Below are 17,542 nucleotides of genomic sequence, written 5' to 3' on the forward strand. Positions count from 1 at the left end.
CTCCTGGTTTCAGAAGACCTCCGCCCAATCCCGTTTCATGCTGGTCAGCACGATCCCGTACTCGTCCGCCTTGTCGAGCGCCTCGGCGAGAGGGCTCAGGTGGAACTCCCTGTCGTAGGCAAACTCCCGCTCGGCATCGTCGTGGTGGAGCAGCAGCGCCAGCCGCGGCCCTTCGCCACCCAGCGCGTAACGCAGCATCGCCAGGTCTCCGTCGGAGTTGCCGAAGGCCAGGATGGGCCGGCGTCCGATGTGAAGCGCGATGTTGGCAGGCTTGGCCTCGCGATCGTCGAAGCTGTTGAGCTCGCCCAGCTTCTTCACCTGGGTCTTTCCATCGACGATCTCGAAGGCCAGCTTGTCGTTCGATCCGACCACCTGCTCGCGCATGACGCCATAGCGCTGCTCGGACACGGCGCGGACGAACTCGAGCCCGCCGCCAGTTACGATAAAAGTGCGGAAGCCATTCGATCGCAGGAACTTGAGCAATTCCACCTGCGGCCGAAAGACGTTCTCGGAGAGCAGCGTACCAAGCTTGGGATGTTTGGCAGTCGCCAGCCAATCATGGGCAATCTCGCCAAACTCGTCCTCGGTCACGCCCGCGTGGGTCGCGGCGAAGAGTTCCAGCAGACCCTGCTTGCCAAGCGAATGGAGGGTAGCCGCGTCGTGTTCGAGCAGCGCCTTGAACGGCTGCCGCTCGGCGATCGAGGGATCGGCCTCCCGCAGTGCCTTTACCCGGTCGACCAGGAAGAAGACCTGCACCTGCATCGGATATTCGCACCACAGGGTTCCGTCGTTGTCGAAAGTCGCCACTCGATCCGCCGGCGGCACGAAGTCCGCACCCGATTGATCGGTCACCCGCGCAACGAAATCGAGCAACGTCGCCTTCGCGCGACCACCGTTCCAGCTGGGGAGCGGATCAGCTGCCGAGCTATCGGGCAATGTCATCTCGCCCATGGCACGCGACCTTCAGAAGTCTGACCTAAAATGCTTGGGGTAATAGAGATGTCGATTCTCACGCGAACGGGTGGCAAGCCCATCCAAGCCGCGCGGAAGTCGTACCGGAATCAGCAGAAACCCGGAATCGTCCGGTGGGTTATCCCGCTTTCAGACGGTCGGCCCGTCAGGCGCGACGAGCTACCCGCGTGCTGGGGGAACCTGACGATCGACGATGAAAGCCGCGGCCGAGACCAGCACCGCGCCGACAGACAGGACCGCAAAGAACGGCACCACGCTGCCTTGGCCGATATCGAGCAACCGGCCGCCGAACGCCGTCGCGGCAACTGCGCCGACGCGGCCCATGAAGATACCGAAACCGATGCCCGCCGAACGACACGAAGGCGGATAGGCATGTGTCATGATCGCATACATGCTCGCGATCCCGGCGCTGAACAGCGCGGCCGCCACGCCGACCAGAGCCACCACCAACCATCGCGTTTGCGCGTCGGGTGCAGCGGGCATGGTCTCGATCACATAAGCCAGCACAAGCAAAGTCAGAAACAAGCTGATGCTGATCGCGACCACCAGAACGCGTGAGCCCAGCAAGCGCACCAGAAGCCCCGCGGCGATCGACGCGAAGACCGAGGTGATCCCGCCAACCGAGACGGCGTAGGACGCCTGCTCGAAAGTAAAGCCCTGCCCGGTAAGCATCGTGGTCGTCCAACTGAGCATCGCGTAGGCCACCAGCGCTGCTGCGGTGAACGAGATGCCAACGCCCAGGTTCAGCCTGAAGTTGCTGCGGTGGAGAACGCCTATCCGCGTCCCACTCTCTCCAGCGAGGTCGTGCGGCTCTGGCACCAAGTCCACATCCTCGAACAGAACCTTGCGTGCCGCCCGCTGCGCCGCCTCCTGTTTGCCGTGAGCGAGGAGGAATGAGGGGCTGTCACGCAAGACTGCAAGGATCAGCACTACCACCAGGAGCGTGGCGGCGCCGGAGACGACAAACGATCCCCGCCAGCCGTAGTCTGCGACAAGCGCCGGAGCGAGGGCCGCGATCACGAAGCCACCGGCGGGCGTTCCCACCGACAAAGTCGTGACCCCGACCGAGCGCCAGCGATCGGGCAACCACTCGCTCGCCAGGGCGATAGCGTTGGCATAGGCAGAGCCGAAACCAATCCCGCCCACGATGCGCCAGGCCGCCATCTGCCACACGCCGTCCGCTGTGCTGGCCGCAATCGTGGAGAGTGCGAACAACACTGCAGCCACGGCCAGGGAATAGCGCCGTCCGATCCTGTCGCCGAGCCAACCGCCGCCCCACGAGCCGAGGCCAAATCCGACAAGCGCCGCACTCATAGCCCAGCCGAACGTGCCGTTATCGACACCGAAGTCTGCAATCACTTTCGGAGCGACGATGCCCAACAACTGCGCATCGATCCCGTCAGCGACGAGGACCAACATGCAGATAGCGAATGTGACCCACTGAAAAGTACGCAAGGGCGTGCGAGAAATCGCTTCACTGAAAGGTATCGCCACGCCCATCCTCCCGACATTTTGTTTTTTGACGGGATGCCACGTGCCTACGCTTCAGGGAAGCTCGAATACTCCTGATTTGGGCCGGAAATCGGGACTTTCGAAACGCGGACCGTGGCGCGTTTAGCGACGAACTGTGGCCCCCACACGGCGGTTTGAATAATAAAATTCAATAAATGACCATTCAGCGGACATGTGGCACATATTATCGACTAATATTTGAGGTTCTTCGTTTTCTAGCCGAAGTTATCACCAATTGATAAAAATGAATGAGGGACAGGTGCTCAGTGAGAAGCGCCAATCCCCCAATGTCCTCGCACGGTCGTCGTAAGGCCGCTCCAGACACGGAGTAGCATTGCGAGCGAAGGAGAATACCATGAAGTTGATTATGTACTCATTTGTTGCGTTGGCTTTTTCGACAAGTGTGGCTCAAGCACAGGATGCGGCCGACACGGCCGAGCCGCCGGCTCCCGCTGCCCAGGGACCAGCCGCACCAGCAGCTGCCGCCCCTGCACAGGCCGCTGCCGCGGCAGTGTCGGACTCAGAGATTGATAGCTTTGCCCAAGCTACTGTGAAGTTGCAGGCCATTCAGGCCGACACCTCGCTCGCTGACGAGCAAAAACAAACCAAGATGCAGGCGGCTGTAACGGAGTCGGGACTAGACCCGGCGAAGTACAACGCCATCGGGAAAGCCGCTCAGGCGGATCCAACGCTGCGGGACAAGGTACGGACGGCCATGGCCAAGCATGCGGGAAAGACCGAAGGCTGAATAGAGCCTAAGGGTCGCAAGAACCGCGCGGTAGCCTAACCCCAGGTTACCGCGCGGTTTTTTGCTATTGTCCGCCCGCCGGTGAGGCGGAACCCAGGTCGAGGGCAAAATCCCCTTCCTTCCGCTCCGGGACAGGACGATTTCCGGGGGCCATCAGGTCACGAACCATCTCGGCCCGCATGGACTCGAACTTGACGCGGCCAGGCGTGGGTTCATCCAACGGAAACGCGTCTTCGATTTCGCGGTGGCGTTGTTTCACTTCTTCGAGGAACTCGCGGTTGGTGAAGATGTAGAAGCGGTTCTGCTTGATCGCCTCAACCACCACGCGACCCGTGTCATAAGGATCGATCGCGCCGCGCATGGCGTCCCACAGGTCCTTGAGGAACTGCGGAGCGCCTTCTTCCTTGATGTGCTCCGGATCGTCTTCCGGAATGGGCACGAGCGCAGTGCGAGTGGCGCCGGGGAACAGGCAGGACACCCCGATCCCGTCCTTGGCCAGCTGCATCCTCAAGCTCTCGGAGAACCCGCGGACCGCGTACTTGGCCGTCGAATAGGCAGCCAAGCCCGGCAAGGGCACTACGCCGGCCATCGAGCTGGTGTTGACGATATGGCCGCCCTCGCCCTGTTGGCGAATGATCGGGGCGATGATCTTGGTACCGTTGATCACACCGCCGAGATTGACCGAGATCGCTCGATCCCAACTGTCGAAGTCGTCACTCACCGCCGTGCCGCCGCCGTTAACGCCAGCGTTGTTGCAGAGCACGTGGATCTTGCCGAAGGCTTCCAGCGTCTCGTCCACCGCGGCGCGCAGGCTCCCCCGGTCGGCGACGTTGGTCTTAACGAAATGGACGGCGTTATTGCCCGCGAGCTGTTCCTTGGCCTTCGCTATGTGATCATCGCTCCAGTCGGCGAGCGAGACTTTCATCCCCTCTTCCAGAAACGCCCGCGCCATGCCGAGGCCGATGCCGCTAGCCCCGCCCGTGATGAAGGCGACCTTGCCGGTCAGATTTTCCATTGAACCCTCTTCCTATTCGTCGCGGAACTGCCCGAAGTCGGGCGCTTCCTCTTTGACATCGGGCGTCGCCGCCAGAACGGCTTCGGCTCGTGCGCGCATGGCGTCCTTATAATACCCGTGCGTGACTATGTAGGTCTGGTTGGCGAGGATACCCTCCACCACCAGTTCGCCCGCCTGTTCCGGCTCCATCCAGTTATCGCCGACGATGCGGCGCGAGAGCCGCTCTTCGCTGGCCTTGTAGCCGCTCCCCGCGAGCAGCGCCTTGGGCCGGTTCTGCTGGGTCTCGTGAATATTCGACTTCACCGGGCCAGGCAGCAGGATCGAAACGCCGATGCCCTTCTCCGCCAGGGCCGGCTTCACCGCCTCGCAATAGTGGCACACGGCCGCTTTGCTGGCAGCGTAGATCGCCAGCCACTCGGGCATCACGACCTCAGCCGCGAGGCTGGCCGTCGAAACCACGTGGCCACCGCGCCCATGCGCGATCATCTGCGGCAGGAATTCGACGAAACCGTTGATGACGCCACCAACATTGACGCCGAAGCCGAAGTCGTAGTCGGCGTAAGTCGCCTCGAGGACCGGCCCTTCAAGACCGACACCGGCGTTGTTGACGAGAATGTCGATGCCGCCGAACTCGTCCAGCATCCGCTTCGCCGCCTCGCGGTATTGCTCGCGGTTGGTCACGTCGAGCTGCAGCGCGGAGACCACGTTCGAGCGACCGCCTCCGGCGAAGTCCGCTAACGCGTGATCGATGTGATCCTGCCTGAGGTCAGCCAAAACGACCTTGGCACCACGCGCCACCAGCACTTTGGCGATCCCGAGGCCAATGCCACTGGCACCACCGGTGATGAACGCGGTTTTCCCTTCGAAACTGGTAATCGGCATTGTCTCTCCCGTTACTTCGCCGCTTCCTTGAGGCCTGCGGCGGCTATTCCCGCTCGTCCGCAAGCCACGTCTTCTGAGCTTTCCGCACCAGACACGCCAACGCCGCCCAAGGCCACCCCATTCGCGGAAAAAATCGGCAGGCCGCCCTCCCAGGTGGCGAGACCGGGCGGGCCCTTGCCCCAATTTGCGGTCTCCGAGGAGGCAACGTGGATCGTGGCGGCCGACCGCCCTTTCCATTGCGCGAACTCAGCAACAGCGCTGGCAGCGCCGTCCATGTGGGCGAAAGCCAGCAACCTCCCGCTTTCGTCATAGACGGCCACGGCGACAGTCAGGTTGTGCTCCTTCGCCCAGCCCAGGCACCCGTCGCGGATCGTCGCCGCAGAGGAATATTCGAGCATCGGGCGCGGCGCCTGCGCCATTACCGGCGACCAGGCTGAGCAAGCGGCAAGCAGGGCAAGGCAGACCTTGTTCATGGCAGGCACCTCGTCGTCGACTTGGAGGGGCATCGCGCAATGGCACGCAAAAGGAAAGAGGGCGCGCCATCCGCCCGCGGCGGGCTTGGCGTCTGGTGTCGAACAGCATATCCGCTATGGCCGCGCCACCAAACCGATTGGGAGAACTTCAAATGCCGTTTTCGCTTCACTCCGCCCTCGTTCCCAGCTGGCTCCAGATCCTTGGCGCAGGGCGCGGATGGCTCGACAAGGCAGCGGATTGCGGTCTCGACGAATCCTCCGTGGTCGACGCGCGCCTGGTCGAGGACATGTTCCCGTTCAGCTATCAGGTGAAGTCGATGGCCGTGCACAGCCAGGGCGCCATCGAAGCCGTTCGCCAGGGCGTATTCACACCCAACTTCGCCGAAGCCCTGCCCGGCTCGCTGAGCGAACTGCGCGAGCGCCTCGACGGCGCCATCGCTCTGCTCGAAAGCGTGGGCGAGGACGAGCTCGACAGCTTCGTCGGCAAGCCGATGCGGTTCGAGATCGGCGAGAAGCGCCTCGACTTCACCGCCGAAGACTTCCTGCTCAGCTTCAGCCAGCCGAACTTCTACTTCCACGCCAGCACCGCCTACGGCATCCTGCGGGCGAAGGGCGTGAAGGTCGGCAAGCTCGACTACCTCGGCAAGCTGCGCCTGGCCCAGCCGGCCTGAGCGCGGCCTAGCCCGTAACCTCCAGCACCATATTGGTCGGGGTCTCGGCGGCGCGGCGGACATTGGCGAAGCCGGCCTGCTTGCAGACCTCGGCCAATCGCTTCTCGCCCGCTTGCGCCCCGAGACCGAGGGCGACGTCCTGCGAGAGCGAGTTGGGCGTGCAGACCGTGGTAGAGAACGCGTAGAAGATCTGCCCGAGCGGATTGAGGTTCTCGGCCATGCTGTCGCCTGCCATCGGCTCGACCAGCATGAACGTGCCACCTGGTGCCAGCGTCTCCCGGATGTGCTTCGCCGCACCTACGGGATCGCCCATGTCGTGCAGGGCGTCGAAGATGCAGGCGAGGTCGAAGCCCCCACCCGCGAAGTCCTGCGCGGAGGCGACCTGGAACTCGACGTTGGTGACTCCCGCCTCGGCAGCCTTCTTCTTGGCCTCCTCGATCGAGGGGGCGTGGTAGTCGATGCCGTGGATGGTGGAGTTCGGAAACGCCTGCGCGAGCAGCACGGTCGACGAGCCATGGCCGCATCCGATGTCGGCGATCTTGGCGCCGGCCTTGAGCTTCGCCTCGACCCCGCCGAGCGCGGGGATCCAGGTCTCGATCAGGTTGGCCTGATAGCCCGGGCGGAAGAAGCGGTCGGTGCCGCAGAACAGGCACTGGGTGTGATCGCCCCAGGGGCGGCCCTTGCCTGACTTGAAGGTGTCGACCGCCTTCTCATGGCTTTCGTACTGCGAGACGATCGCCTGGATGAAGCCTTGCATGCATGCCGGCTGGCCCTCGCGGGTGAAGATCAGCGCTTGTTCCGGATCGAGCGAGAACGTGCCGTCCTCCGGGTGATGATTGACGTATCCGGCGCCCGAGACCGAGCCGAGCCATTCGTTGAGGTACTTGGGATTGAGCCCGGTCTTCTCGGCCAGTTGCGCCACCGTCAACCGTCCCGCGCCGTCGAGCGCGTCGAACACGCCCGCGTGGTCACCGAGATAGGCCATGTAGAGGCTCATGGCGCCGGCCACGTCACCGATCACTTTGCCGATCAGGTCGTTGAGGCGCGCTTCGTTGATCGCTTCGGTCATGGGTCATCCTCCTGCCAACAGGTGAGAGGCGACCCGACTCGTTGTTCTCCGATTACGAGGCCTAGTTACACCGCTCAGGCCCGCCGTGCGAACCAGATCGTGTGACGCGGGCCCTTGCCATTCGGGCGGGCCCGGATCTCGACTTCCTCGACCGTGAAGCGCGCCGCGCTGAGGCGGCGGGTGAAGGCAGGATCACGAGCGGTAGACCAGATAGCCAGCACGCCACCGGGCCGTAGTGCCTCCCAAGCCGTGTGAAGGCCTGATCGCGAATAGATGCGGTCGTTCTCGGACCGGACGAGCCCATCTGGGCCGTTATCGACGTCGAGCAGGATTGCATCATAGCGGCCCCTCCCCGCGGCGATGGCGTCCGCTACGTCCTGCATCGCCAGCGTGACGCGAGGATCATCGAGGCATCCGGACGCGACCTCAGCCATGGGACCGCGAGCCCACTCGATGATCTCAGGCACAAGCTCTGCAACGGTTACACGCGCGCGCTTCGGCACCAGTGCGAGCGCCGCGCGCAGGGTGAAGCCCATGCCATAACCACCGATCAGCAGGTGCGGCGCTGGAGCCTCTAAGCGAGCAAGAGTCATCTCCGCCAACGCCTCTTCCGAATGGCGCATGCGAGTGCTCATCAGTTCGTTGTGGCCGAGCACGATCATGAAATCGCGCCCATGGGCGAACAGGCGGAGCTCCTCTCCGCCGGGCACTCGGGCCGTTCCGAGCAGTTCGCGTGTAATCATCGGACCTCGCAGCAAATCATTGAAAAAAGGGGCCGCGAAGTTTCCCTCGCGGCCCCCTCTTTACCTTATTTGGTCAAACCTCAATCGTCCTTGAGGAATGCCGGAAGGTGGTTCGGATCGCCGCCTTCGTTGCGGTCGGAGCGCGGGCCACGGTCGTCGCGGTCACGGCGCGGGCCGCGATCGCGATCACCGCCCCGGCCACCGCCGCCACCGTCACGACGCGGGCGGCGATCGCCACCACGGTCGCCACGATCACCACGGTCGCCGCGCGGTTCACGCGGTTCGCGCGGCGGACGGGTGTCCTCCAGCTCTTCACCGGTTTCCTGATCGACCACACGCATCGACAGACGGACCTTGCCGCGCTGGTCGATTTCGAGGACCTTGACCTTCACGGCCTGGCCTTCGGTGACGACATCGGTCGGCTTCTCAACCCGCTCGTTCTTCATTTCGGACACGTGGACGAGACCGTCCTTGCCACCCATGAAGTTCACGAACGCACCGAAGTCGACGATGTTGACGACCTTGCCGTCGTAGACCTTGCCGACTTCGGCCTCTTCCACGATCCCGGCGATCCACTTGCGGGCCGCTTCGATCTGGCTGAGGTCGGAAGAGCTGATCTTGATCACGCCCTCGTCGTCGATGTCGACCTTGGCGCCGGTCTCGGCCACGATCTCGCGGATCACCTTGCCGCCGGTGCCGATGACGTCGCGGATCTTCGACTTGTCGATCTGCATCGTCTCGATCCGCGGCGCGTGGGCCGACAGTTCGGTACGGGCAGAACCGAGAGCCTTGGTCATCTCGCCCAGGATGTGCGCACGACCGGCCTTCGCCTGCTCGAGCGCCTGAGCCATGATCTCCTTGGTGATCCCGGCGATCTTGATGTCCATCTGCAGGCTGGTGATTCCCGCTTCGGTGCCGGCTACCTTGAAGTCCATGTCGCCGAGGTGATCCTCGTCGCCCAGGATGTCGCTAAGGACGGCGAAGTCCTTGCCTTCGAGGATCAGGCCCATCGCGATACCCGAAACCGGGCGAGCGATCGGCACGCCGGCATCCATCATCGCCAAACAGCCACCGCAAACGGTCGCCATCGAGCTCGAGCCGTTGGACTCGGTGATGTCGGACAGAATGCGGATCGTGTACGGGAAGTCTTCCTTCGACGGCAGCATCGGGCGCAGGGCGCGCCAAGCGAGCTTGCCGTGTCCGACTTCACGACGACCCGGAGCGCCGAAGCGGCCCACTTCACCGACCGAGTAGGGCGGGAAGTTGTAGTGAAGCATGAAGCTTTCGTACGACAGGCCGTTGAGGCCGTCGATCATCTGCTCGGAGTCCTTGGTGCCGAGCGTGGTGGTGCAGATCGCCTGCGTTTCACCGCGGGTGAACAGCGCCGAACCGTGCGTACGCGGCAGGAAGCCGACGGTCGCTTCGATCGGGCGAACCTGATCGAGCTTGCGGCCGTCGATGCGCGAGCCGTCCTTGAGGATTGCGGTACGGACGATGTCCGCCTCTACCTTCTTGGTCAGCTTGTTGGCGGTCATGCTCGTCTGGCCGTCGGCCTCGGCATAAGCAGCCTTCACCTTGGCGCGCGCTTCGTTGAGCGCGTTCGAGCGGGCCGACTTGTCGGTCAGCTTGTAGGCGGCGGCGATATCGGTACCGACCAGCTTCTTGATCTCGGCCTTCATTGCCGAGTTGTCGCTGACCTCGAGATCCCACGGATCCTTGGCAGCCTGTTCGGCCAGCTTGATGATCGCGCCGATGACCTTGCGGCTTTCCTCGTGCGCGAACATCACTGCGCCGAGCATTTCTTCCTCGGTCAGTTCCTTGGCTTCGGATTCGACCATCATCACCGCGTCCTGGGTCGCGGCGACAACGAGGTCGAGGCGGCCTTCGGCGACTTCGGCCATCGACGGGTTGAGCTGATACTCGCCGTCCTTGAAGCCGACGCGTGCGCCGCCGATCGGGCCCATGAACGGAACGCCCGAAATCGTCAGAGCGGCCGAAGCGGCGATCATCGCCACGATGTCGGCCTCGGTCTCGCCGTCATACGACAGGACCTGGGCGATGACGTTGATCTCGTTGTAGAACCCTTCGGGGAACAGCGGGCGGATCGGACGGTCGATCAGGCGGCTGGTCAGCGTTTCCTTTTCGGTCGCCCCACGCTCGCGCTTGAAGAAGCCACCCGGGATACGGCCGGCGGCAGAGAACTTTTCCTGGTAGTGGACGGTCAGCGGGAAGAAGTCCTGCCCTTCCTTGACCGACTTCGCGGCGGTGACAGCGCACAGCACCACGGTTTCGCCGTAAGTGGCGAGGACCGCCCCGTCAGCCTGACGGGCAATGCGGCCGGTTTCCAGAGTGAGGGTCTTGCCGCCCCACTCCAGCGATACGGTTTTCGTGTCGAACATGTGTTTTCCTTACGAGTTCCGCGGGCCAGATTGCGCCGCGGGGCCTCAAATGCCGGGTGTTCCGTCCCGGTCCGGTGCGGGGCCTTTTCCTGCCCCAAGGCTTCCTCGCCGAATTGCGAGGCCTGCCCCAAATGCGAAAAGCGGCCCACTGAGGGGCCGCTTCCCATCAAATTCTTACTTACGCAGACCCAGCTTTTGGATCAGACCGTTGTAGCGCTCGACATCTTTCTTCTTGAGATAGGCGAGCAGGCTACGGCGCTTATTGACCATCATCAGAAGGCCGCGGCGCGAATGGTTGTCCTTGTGGTGATCCTTGAAGTGCTCGGTCAGGTTGCGGATGCGCTCGGTGAGGATCGCGACCTGGACTTCGGGAGAACCGGTATCGCCCTTGGACTGGGCGTTGCTGGTGATGATTTCCTGCTTCTTTTCGGCGGTAACCGACATTCATTTTACTCCGCGGTATCCGTTAGGTTAAACCCCCGGACGACTTTCGCCGTACCGCCCGAAAGCTCCATCAGCGCCACCGGAACATTGCCGGATATAGCGAGGACGAGCCCATCGGGATGGGGCATTCCAGAAAGGACCCGGCCCTGACGGGCCGCCTGCGCGCTCTCTGGATCGAGGGTAAGGGCCGGGATACCGTCCAGCCCCGCCTCCAGCGGCAGGAGGTGGTCTTCAAGGCGCGCGCCGTTGCCGATTTCCTCCAGAATGTCCAGCGAAATCGCCTGACTTTCGGTGAAAGGCCCAGCCTTAGTGCGCCGGAGGTAAGTCACATGACCGATCGTGCCGAGCGCATAGGCGATGTCGCGCGCCAGGGAGCGGATATAGGTACCCTTGCTGACGTTTGCCACCAGGGTGACGCTATCGGCGAGAACGAGCGGAGCTGTGGGGTCGAGAAGATCCGGGCGGGCGGCTGTTTCCGCGAAGGTAGACCACAGTTCCTCGCCGGTGTCGGGAGGGATCAGTTCGTGGATCGTTACCTTGCGGCTCTTGAGCTCGACTTCCTCGCCGGCCCGCGCAAGATCGTAGGCCCGCCGACCGTCGACCTTGATCGCGGAATAAGCCGGTGGGACTTGCTCAATCTCACCAGTGAAGTGCTCGCAGACCGCGGCCACGGCAGCCAGGGGCGGCCGATGGTCGCTGCTCGCAATCACTTCGCCTTCGAGGTCGAGCGTGTCGGTTTCCTCGCCAAAGCGGATGGTGAAGGCATATGTCTTGCTGGCATCGAGCATTCGGCCGGCGAGCTTGGTCGCCTCGCCCAGCGCGATCGGCAAGACGCCTTCCGCCAGCGGATCGAGCGTGCCGCCGTGACCGATCTTGACCTTGCCGTAACCCGCCTTGCGCAACACGCGCTTGACCGCCGCCACGGCCTGGGTTGAGCCCAGCCCGCGCGGCTTGTCGAGGATCAGCCAGCCGTGAGGTTGAGGTAAGGTCATTCGGGAAACGCTAGCCTCCGGCCATGATCGCGGATTGCGGGTGGCCAATCGTAGGTGAAGTGATCGTAGCCGACCTGGTTCCCGGCATAGAGCTCGCGCACGGCATCCTCGAACGTGGGTAGATCGCCGGCTATCGCGCTAAGGAAGCGGTAGGCCGCGTCATAACCTTGCTCAGGCCCCTTCGCGCGCTTGCTGGCCTCCTCCACCAGGCGCCGAAGCGCCGCCGAGGCGCCGCCGCGCTGGGCGTTGAGCCAGTCCCAGTGCCGGGGAAGCAAAGTTACCTCTCGGGCTTTCACCCCAAGCGAGGGGCGCCCGCGAGTGCGCGCTGGTTCTTCTTCCCGCAAATCCAGGTCGATCTGTCGGCCGGTGTCGTCATCGAACACCAGCAGGTCCGAGGCCCGTTCAAGCGGTTCAAGCGCGCGCATTTGCGGCACGACCTCTTGCGCTGTTCCGCGAGCCAAGAGCTCGCCTTTGTGAAAAACCGTCACGCTCATTAGAGCCTCCTTATGACGGCCAATATACACCCGGATTAAATTAATCAATATGCCCGGATAAAATTATCCGCCCGCGACCCAGTAAGCCAACGTGAGGAACTGCCGCTGCGCCCATTCGAACGGGGGAACGACAACCCTCTCAACGATCCCGAGGCCAGGGAAGAAGTAGGGAATGACCAGCAGGACCAGGAACAGCAGCATGAACCCGAAGGGCCGTAGCTTGTCGTAAACGACCGCCGCCTTTTCGGGCAGCAGCCCCTCGACGATGTGCGACCCGTCGAACGGCGGTATCGGCAGGAGGTTGAAAAGCGCCAGGAAGATATTGATCCCGATGAAGTAGGACAGCGTGAGAAGGCCGTAACGGAGCAGCCCCTCCGGTTCCACGGTCAAGCCGCGGGCCAGCAAGCCCAGCAGGAGAGCCCCTATGGCAGCGAGGATCAAGTTGCTCGCCGGACCGGCCGCCGCCACGGCCATCATCCCGTATCGCGGGTTCTTCAGACGCCACTTGTTCACCGGCACGGGCTTGGCCCAGCCAAAGGCCGGCAAGCCGCTCAAAGTGAGCAGCCCGGGCAGTATCAGGGTCCCGAATGGATCGACGTGGGGGATCGGATTGAGCGTAAGCCGCTTGCGCTCCTTGGCCGTGGGATCGCCTAGCGCAAGCGCTACCCACCCGTGTGCGACTTCGTGGAATACTATGGCAATGACCAGCGCCGGGATCAGCGCGAGGGCTTGTAGGAGAGTTTCGTTCATCGCGCCTGAGATAGGGACAAGGCCTGCCCGGCGATAGGGGCCGGACTATTCCTCCCCAAGATCGCGCGCGACCTTCGGATCATTCAGCAGCCGCTCGATCCGGTCTGCCTCGTCGAAGCTCTCGTCAGCGAGGAAGCGCAGCTTCGGGGCAAACTTGAGGCCTAGCCGCTGAGCCACTTCGCGCTGGAGGTAGGCGGTGTTCCGGCGCAGCGCCGCGAGCACTTCTTCCTCCTCGCCGCCCAGCAGCGGCTTCACGTAGACTTTGGCGATCCGCAGGTCCGGCGACATGCGCACTTCGGTGACTGACAGCGTGCGCGCAGTCAGCGTATCGTCGTGGACCTGCTGGCGGGAGAGTAGCTCGGAAAGCAGGTGGCGCACGCGCTCGCCCACTTTGAGCAGGCGTACCGAGCGGTCTTCATTGCCTTGGGTTGGGCGGGGCATGGTCAGCTATCCATCTTGTCGAGCATGCGTTGCAACGAGCGCACATTGCGGGCGGTTGCACGCGATTTGATTACCTTGGCCTTCTTCATCGCTGGGTCGAGCTTGGACGGCCCCACCCCTTCGCGGAAGTCGACGTAAAACTCCATAGTGCCTGCGGCCAGGCGTTCCGGACCGTCATAGCCATTAGCGAAAGCTTCGAACGCTTCCCGGTCGAGCGGTTCGGCCAGGAAGATCGTGTGGACGAAGTTCGGCTCGCCATCCTCGGTAAAGGGATTGTCGCTGATGGCCGCCTGCAGTTCGTCCTTGCTCCGGACGGCGGCGAAGGTGTCGATATCGAAGCGATCGCGGATGATGTAGGCGATCTTTTCCGCCAGTCCCGTGGACGGTCGTTCGTCATGCGAGAACAACACGTTACCGCTGGCGACGACAGTCTCGACGTCCTCGAAGTCCTCGCGCTCAAGCGCCTCGCGCAAGTCAGCCATCAGCAGCCGATTGCCGCCGACGTTGATGGAACCGAGCAAGGCCACGTAGCGCGCCATCTCCCTACTCCCACCCCGCGATCCACGAGCGCAAGACGCGCGTGGCTCGGGTCTCCAGCTGTGGGCCGAAACGAGCGGCATCGGCACGGATCGCGCGCGGGTCGCGGCCGCTGGCGATGAGTTCGGCGCAATGGCCGACCAGCCAGCTTTCAATCTCACGGGCATCGGCCTCGAGGTGGCATTGCAGGCCGAGGACGTTGGGCCCGATGGCAAAGGCCTGGTTCGGGCATTGTTCGGTCGATGCCAGCAGGGTGGAGCCTTCAGGGAGATCGAACTGGTCGCCATGCCAGTGCAGTACCGGCCAGTCTTCGATGTGACCCAGGGGCGATGCCAGGCCCACCTCGGTAAGCTCCAGCGGCGAGAAACCGATCTCCTTGTCCGCCATCGGTGCGACCTTTGCGCCAAGAGCGCGAGCGATAAGCTGCGCGCCCAGGCAAATGCCGAGCAACGGCCGAGCGACGGCCAACCGCCGTTCGATCAGCCGCACCTCTGAGGTCAGGAAAGGATAAAGCTCGTCATCATAGGCTCCGATCGGAGCGCCGAGGATGACGAGCAAGTCCGGTTCGACCGCATCGATCGAGTCCAGATCATCGACGGTGGGGTCGCAGTAGAGGACCTCGAAACCGAAGTCCGCAAGCGCCGCGTCCCACACGCCGAGGTGTTCAAATCCTAGATGACGAACGGCGAGGACAGTCTTCATTTCTCCCCTCCCGCTTGCGGGAGGGGCCGGTGGTGGGCCTATTACCGGCTCACCCCCAAGCTCTCCCTTGGCTTTCCCCTATCCCCTCCCGCGAGCGGAAGGGGAACAGGATCACAGCGTCCGTTCGCGTTCCTCGACCTCGAACACTTCAAGGTGGTCACCCGCCTTGATGTCGTTGGTGTCGGCCAGGACCACGCCGCATTCGAGACCGGTGCGGACTTCGTCCACGTCGTCCTTGAAGCGCCGCAGCGAAGCGATCGTCGTCGCGCTGACGATGACGTCGGCACGGGTGAGACGCGCGTAGAGGCCCTTGCGGATGACGCCTTCGAGCACCAGCAGACCTGCCGCCTTGTCGCGCTTGCCGGCAGGGAACACCTGCTTGACCTCGGCACGGCCAAGGACGTTCTCGATCCGCAGCGGTCCGAGCACGCCAGCCATTTCGCGGGCGATCTCTTCGGTCAGCTTATAGATGACGTCGTAGTACTTCATCTCCACCTTGTGACGCGCGATCAACTCGCGCGCCTTGGCGTTCGGACGCACGTTGAAGCCGATGATCGGCGCCTTCGAGGCCGAGGCCAGGGCCACATCGCTTTCGGTAATCGCACCCACGCCCGAGTTGAGCACGCGCACCTTGATCTCGTCGTTCGAGAGGTTGTGCAGCGCGGTCACGATGGCCTCGGCCGAACCCTGCACGTCCGCCTTCACGACGACCGCGAATTCCTTCACGTCGCTCTTGAGGCCGGCGAACATCGCATCGAGGTTGGCCGGTGCCGTGGCGGTGCGCTTGGCAGTCGCTTGCTGCTGGCGATAGGACGCGACTTCACGGGCACGCTGCTCGTTCTCGACCACCGTCAGGTGATCGCCGGCGTTCGGCACGCCGCCGAGGCCGAGGACCTCGACCGGCATCGAAGGGCCGGCTTCCTTCACCTGCTGCCCCTTGTCGTCGACCAGCGCGCGAACGCGGCCGCTCTCGTTGCCGACAACGAACACGTCGCCGCGCTTCAAGGTGCCACGATTGACCAGCACGGTCGCGACCGGGCCACGACCCTTGTCGAGCTGAGCTTCGATCACGGTGGCATCGGCCGCGCGGTTCGGATTGGCCTTGAGTTCGAGCAGTTCTGCCTGGAGCAGGATCTTCTCGATCAGTTCATCGAGACCCGCGCCAGTCTTGGCCGAAACCTCGACGTCCTGCACGTCACCGCTCATCGCCTCGACCACGATTTCGTGTTCGAGCAGGCGTTCGCGGATCTTCTGCGGCTTGGCTTCGGGCTTGTCGATCTTGTTGATCGCCACGATCATCGGCACGCCGGCTGCCTTGGTGTGCCGGATGGCCTCGATCGTCTGCGGCATCAGGCCGTCATCGGCCGCTACCACCAGGATGACGATGTCGGTCACGTTCGCACCGCGCTGGCGCATCTGCGTGAACGCTTCGTGGCCCGGGGTGTCGAGCACAGTGATCTTGTGCTTGTCCTTGGTGGTGATCTGGTAGGCGCCGATGTGCTGGGTGATGCCGCCGGCTTCGCCCTTCACCACGTCGGTACCACGCAGCGCGTCGAGCAAGCTGGTCTTGCCGTGATCGACGTGACCCATGATCGTAACGACCGGCGGACGCGACTCCTGCGTCTCTTCGGAATCGACGTCTTCAGTGGTGTCGATATCGACGTCGCTGTCCGAAACGCGGACGATGTTGTGGCCGAATTCCTCGACCAGCAGTTCCGCCGTGTCCTGGTCGATCGTCTGGTTGACGGTGACCATCATGTCCATGTTGAACAGCGCCTTCACCAGGTCGGCGCCCTTCTCAGCCATGCGGTTGGCGAGCTCTTGGACGGTGATCGCTTCCGGCACGATCACATCGCGAACCTGCTTTTCGCGCGGTTGCGACATGCCACCCATATGCGCGCGACGTTCCTTTTCGCGGGCGCGCTTGAGCGCTGCCAGCGAGCGGGCCCGTGCACCCTCGTCCTCGTTGAGGGCGCGGTTGACCGTCAGCTTGCCGCCGCGACGGCGATCGTCGACGGCAGCATGACCGCGGCCGGCCGGCTGCTGTTGCTGCTTGCGATCGTCGCGCTTCTTTTCCGGCCGCTTGAGCTCGGGACGCGCGACAGGCGTGAACTTGCGCGGAGCCGGGGCACCCGTTGCAGTCGACTCGGCGTCGCTACCTTCAGCGCTTTCCTCGGCCACAACTTCGGCGGGTGCCTCAGCTTCGACTTCAGCCGGAGGTGCGGCGGCAGCAGTGGCTGCAGCGGCAGCCTCTTCGGCGGCGACCCGGCGGTTTTCTTCGGCGCGGCGCTTCTCATCCTCGAGAGCTTGGGCCCGCGCTTCGGTGTCGCGGCGAGTGGCCTCCTCAGTCAGGCGCAGACGCGCTTCTTCGGCTTCACGCTGAAGGCGCGCGACACGTTCCTGTGGCGTTTCACCAGCGGGAGCCTTGGCGACCGGCTTCTTCGGCTGGGGCGCGGGAGCGGGCGGAGGCGGCGGCGGCGCAGCAACCTCGACCTCGGGCTCAGGAGCGGAGGAATGACCTTCTTCACCAGGGCGCTTCAAGGCGCGACGGCGCTTCACTTCGACCGTCACCTTGTTGGTGCGGCCGTGACTGAAGGTCTGCTTGACCTCGCCGGCGTCGACCGAACGCTTCAGCCCCAGCGGCTTCCGGGTAAGCGTCGGTGTGTTTTCGTTATCGCTCATACGCCTTCAATAGTCC

Annotated in this window: 18 protein-coding genes; 2 read left to right on the plus strand and 16 right to left on the minus strand. The window is 63.5% G+C overall.

Annotated elements, in window-relative coordinates; all coding sequences use genetic code 11:
• Positions 1-9 precede the first annotated feature (9 nt).
• Both ASD76_RS09005 and ASD76_RS09010 read right to left on the minus strand, forming a co-directional pair.
• Positions 10-951, minus strand: a complete 942-nt coding sequence (locus tag ASD76_RS09005; protein ID WP_235506595.1) for an HAD family hydrolase — start codon at positions 949-951, stop codon at positions 10-12.
• A 180-nt stretch (positions 952-1,131) separates the two neighbouring features.
• Positions 1,132-2,391 carry an MFS transporter gene (locus ASD76_RS09010; protein ID WP_055921425.1) on the minus strand — a complete coding sequence of 420 codons (1,260 nt, stop codon included), beginning with the start codon at positions 2,389-2,391 and terminating at the stop codon, positions 1,132-1,134.
• A gap of 448 nt (positions 2,392-2,839) precedes the next feature.
• On the opposite strand from ASD76_RS09010, the gene ASD76_RS09015 reads away from it, so the two are divergent.
• Complete coding sequence (locus tag ASD76_RS09015; RefSeq protein WP_055921428.1) at positions 2,840-3,232, plus strand: DUF4168 domain-containing protein; 393 nt, start codon at positions 2,840-2,842, stop codon at positions 3,230-3,232.
• Positions 3,233-3,296: 64 nt separating this feature from the next.
• Here ASD76_RS09015 and ASD76_RS09020 read toward each other — a convergent pair whose 3' ends face one another.
• The 3 genes from ASD76_RS09020 to ASD76_RS09030 are packed head-to-tail and all read right to left on the minus strand — an operon-like array spanning position 3,297 to position 5,635.
• Complete coding sequence (locus ASD76_RS09020) at positions 3,297-4,247, minus strand: SDR family oxidoreductase (protein ID WP_055921430.1); 951 nt, start codon at positions 4,245-4,247, stop codon at positions 3,297-3,299.
• Positions 4,248-4,259: 12 nt separating this feature from the next.
• Entirely contained in the window at positions 4,260-5,129 is an 870-nt protein-coding gene (locus tag ASD76_RS09025; protein ID WP_055921433.1) for an SDR family NAD(P)-dependent oxidoreductase, read from the minus strand.
• An 11-nt stretch (positions 5,130-5,140) separates the two neighbouring features.
• Entirely contained in the window at positions 5,141-5,635 is a 495-nt protein-coding gene (locus ASD76_RS09030; RefSeq protein ID WP_055921435.1) for a GlcG/HbpS family heme-binding protein, read from the minus strand.
• Positions 5,636-5,754: 119 nt separating this feature from the next.
• On the opposite strand from ASD76_RS09030, the gene ASD76_RS09035 reads away from it, so the two are divergent.
• Positions 5,755-6,273, plus strand: coding sequence for a DUF1993 family protein (locus tag ASD76_RS09035; RefSeq protein WP_055921438.1), 519 nt, complete (start codon positions 5,755-5,757; stop codon positions 6,271-6,273).
• Between the two features lie 7 nt (positions 6,274-6,280).
• Here the strand turns inward: ASD76_RS09035 and ASD76_RS09040 are convergent, their stop codons facing one another.
• The 11 genes from ASD76_RS09040 to infB form a co-directional block, all read right to left on the minus strand.
• Positions 6,281-7,342 (minus strand): class I SAM-dependent methyltransferase, encoded by a 1,062-nt coding sequence (locus ASD76_RS09040; protein WP_055921442.1) that lies wholly within the window; start codon positions 7,340-7,342, stop codon positions 6,281-6,283.
• A gap of 74 nt (positions 7,343-7,416) precedes the next feature.
• Positions 7,417-8,085 (minus strand): spermidine synthase, encoded by a 669-nt coding sequence (locus ASD76_RS09045; protein WP_055921445.1) that lies wholly within the window; start codon positions 8,083-8,085, stop codon positions 7,417-7,419.
• Positions 8,086-8,165: 80 nt separating this feature from the next.
• The gene (gene pnp, locus ASD76_RS09050) at positions 8,166-10,484 is read right to left on the minus strand and encodes a polyribonucleotide nucleotidyltransferase (RefSeq protein ID WP_055921449.1); all 2,319 of its coding nucleotides are present in this window, start codon (positions 10,482-10,484) and stop codon (positions 8,166-8,168) included.
• A 174-nt stretch (positions 10,485-10,658) separates the two neighbouring features.
• Positions 10,659-10,928, minus strand: a complete 270-nt coding sequence (rpsO, locus tag ASD76_RS09055) for a 30S ribosomal protein S15 (protein ID WP_055921452.1) — start codon at positions 10,926-10,928, stop codon at positions 10,659-10,661.
• 5 nt (positions 10,929-10,933) lie between these two features.
• Positions 10,934-11,920: a tRNA pseudouridine(55) synthase TruB gene (gene truB / locus ASD76_RS09060; RefSeq protein WP_055921455.1), complete on the minus strand. Its 987-nt coding sequence runs from the start codon at positions 11,918-11,920 to the stop codon at positions 10,934-10,936.
• On the minus strand, positions 11,917-12,414 hold the full coding sequence (locus tag ASD76_RS09065) for a DUF2239 family protein (RefSeq protein ID WP_055921457.1): 498 nt from the start codon (positions 12,412-12,414) through the stop codon (positions 11,917-11,919). The genes truB and ASD76_RS09065 overlap by 4 nt, the downstream gene beginning before the upstream one ends.
• A 63-nt stretch (positions 12,415-12,477) precedes the next feature.
• A complete protein-coding gene (locus ASD76_RS09070) occupies positions 12,478-13,164 on the minus strand; it encodes a site-2 protease family protein (protein WP_055921460.1) in 687 nt (228 codons plus the stop codon).
• Positions 13,165-13,209: 45 nt separating this feature from the next.
• The gene (gene rbfA, locus ASD76_RS09075; RefSeq protein WP_055921463.1) at positions 13,210-13,605 is read right to left on the minus strand and encodes a 30S ribosome-binding factor RbfA; all 396 of its coding nucleotides are present in this window, start codon (positions 13,603-13,605) and stop codon (positions 13,210-13,212) included.
• 2 nt (positions 13,606-13,607) lie between these two features.
• Positions 13,608-14,144, minus strand: a complete 537-nt coding sequence (locus ASD76_RS09080) for a DUF1697 domain-containing protein (protein WP_055921467.1) — start codon at positions 14,142-14,144, stop codon at positions 13,608-13,610.
• A 4-nt stretch (positions 14,145-14,148) separates the two neighbouring features.
• Complete coding sequence (locus tag ASD76_RS09085) at positions 14,149-14,844, minus strand: glutamine amidotransferase (RefSeq protein WP_055921470.1); 696 nt, start codon at positions 14,842-14,844, stop codon at positions 14,149-14,151.
• 111 nt (positions 14,845-14,955) lie between these two features.
• Positions 14,956-17,526, minus strand: a complete 2,571-nt coding sequence (infB, locus tag ASD76_RS09090; RefSeq protein ID WP_055921482.1) for a translation initiation factor IF-2 — start codon at positions 17,524-17,526, stop codon at positions 14,956-14,958.
• Between the last annotated feature and the right edge of the window lie 16 nt (positions 17,527-17,542).

This window comes from Altererythrobacter sp. Root672 (assembly GCF_001427865.1).
Taxonomy (GTDB): Bacteria; Pseudomonadota; Alphaproteobacteria; order Sphingomonadales; family Sphingomonadaceae; genus Croceibacterium_A.

Coding starts and splice junctions, on each gene's coding strand:
- ASD76_RS09080 (WP_055921467.1), bottom strand. CDS start 14,144: ATGGCGCGCTACGTGGCCTTGCTCGGTTCCATCAACGTCGGCGGCAAT.
- ASD76_RS09010 (WP_055921425.1), bottom strand. CDS start 2,391: ATGTTGGTCCTCGTCGCTGACGGGATCGATGCGCAGTTGTTGGGCATC.
- ASD76_RS09035 (WP_055921438.1), top strand. CDS start 5,755: ATGCCGTTTTCGCTTCACTCCGCCCTCGTTCCCAGCTGGCTCCAGATC.
- ASD76_RS09015 (WP_055921428.1), top strand. CDS start 2,840: ATGAAGTTGATTATGTACTCATTTGTTGCGTTGGCTTTTTCGACAAGT.
- ASD76_RS09030 (WP_055921435.1), bottom strand. CDS start 5,635: ATGCCCCTCCAAGTCGACGACGAGGTGCCTGCCATGAACAAGGTCTGC.
- rbfA (WP_055921463.1), bottom strand. CDS start 13,605: ATGCCCCGCCCAACCCAAGGCAATGAAGACCGCTCGGTACGCCTGCTC.
- ASD76_RS09005 (WP_235506595.1), bottom strand. CDS start 951: ATGGGCGAGATGACATTGCCCGATAGCTCGGCAGCTGATCCGCTCCCC.
- truB (WP_055921455.1), bottom strand. CDS start 11,920: ATGACCTTACCTCAACCTCACGGCTGGCTGATCCTCGACAAGCCGCGC.
- ASD76_RS09045 (WP_055921445.1), bottom strand. CDS start 8,085: ATGATTACACGCGAACTGCTCGGAACGGCCCGAGTGCCCGGCGGAGAG.
- ASD76_RS09085 (WP_055921470.1), bottom strand. CDS start 14,844: ATGAAGACTGTCCTCGCCGTTCGTCATCTAGGATTTGAACACCTCGGC.
- ASD76_RS09065 (WP_055921457.1), bottom strand. CDS start 12,414: ATGAGCGTGACGGTTTTTCACAAAGGCGAGCTCTTGGCTCGCGGAACA.
- pnp (WP_055921449.1), bottom strand. CDS start 10,484: ATGTTCGACACGAAAACCGTATCGCTGGAGTGGGGCGGCAAGACCCTC.
- rpsO (WP_055921452.1), bottom strand. CDS start 10,928: ATGTCGGTTACCGCCGAAAAGAAGCAGGAAATCATCACCAGCAACGCC.
- ASD76_RS09025 (WP_055921433.1), bottom strand. CDS start 5,129: ATGCCGATTACCAGTTTCGAAGGGAAAACCGCGTTCATCACCGGTGGT.
- ASD76_RS09040 (WP_055921442.1), bottom strand. CDS start 7,342: ATGACCGAAGCGATCAACGAAGCGCGCCTCAACGACCTGATCGGCAAA.
- ASD76_RS09020 (WP_055921430.1), bottom strand. CDS start 4,247: ATGGAAAATCTGACCGGCAAGGTCGCCTTCATCACGGGCGGGGCTAGC.
- infB (WP_055921482.1), bottom strand. CDS start 17,526: ATGAGCGATAACGAAAACACACCGACGCTTACCCGGAAGCCGCTGGGG.
- ASD76_RS09070 (WP_055921460.1), bottom strand. CDS start 13,164: ATGAACGAAACTCTCCTACAAGCCCTCGCGCTGATCCCGGCGCTGGTC.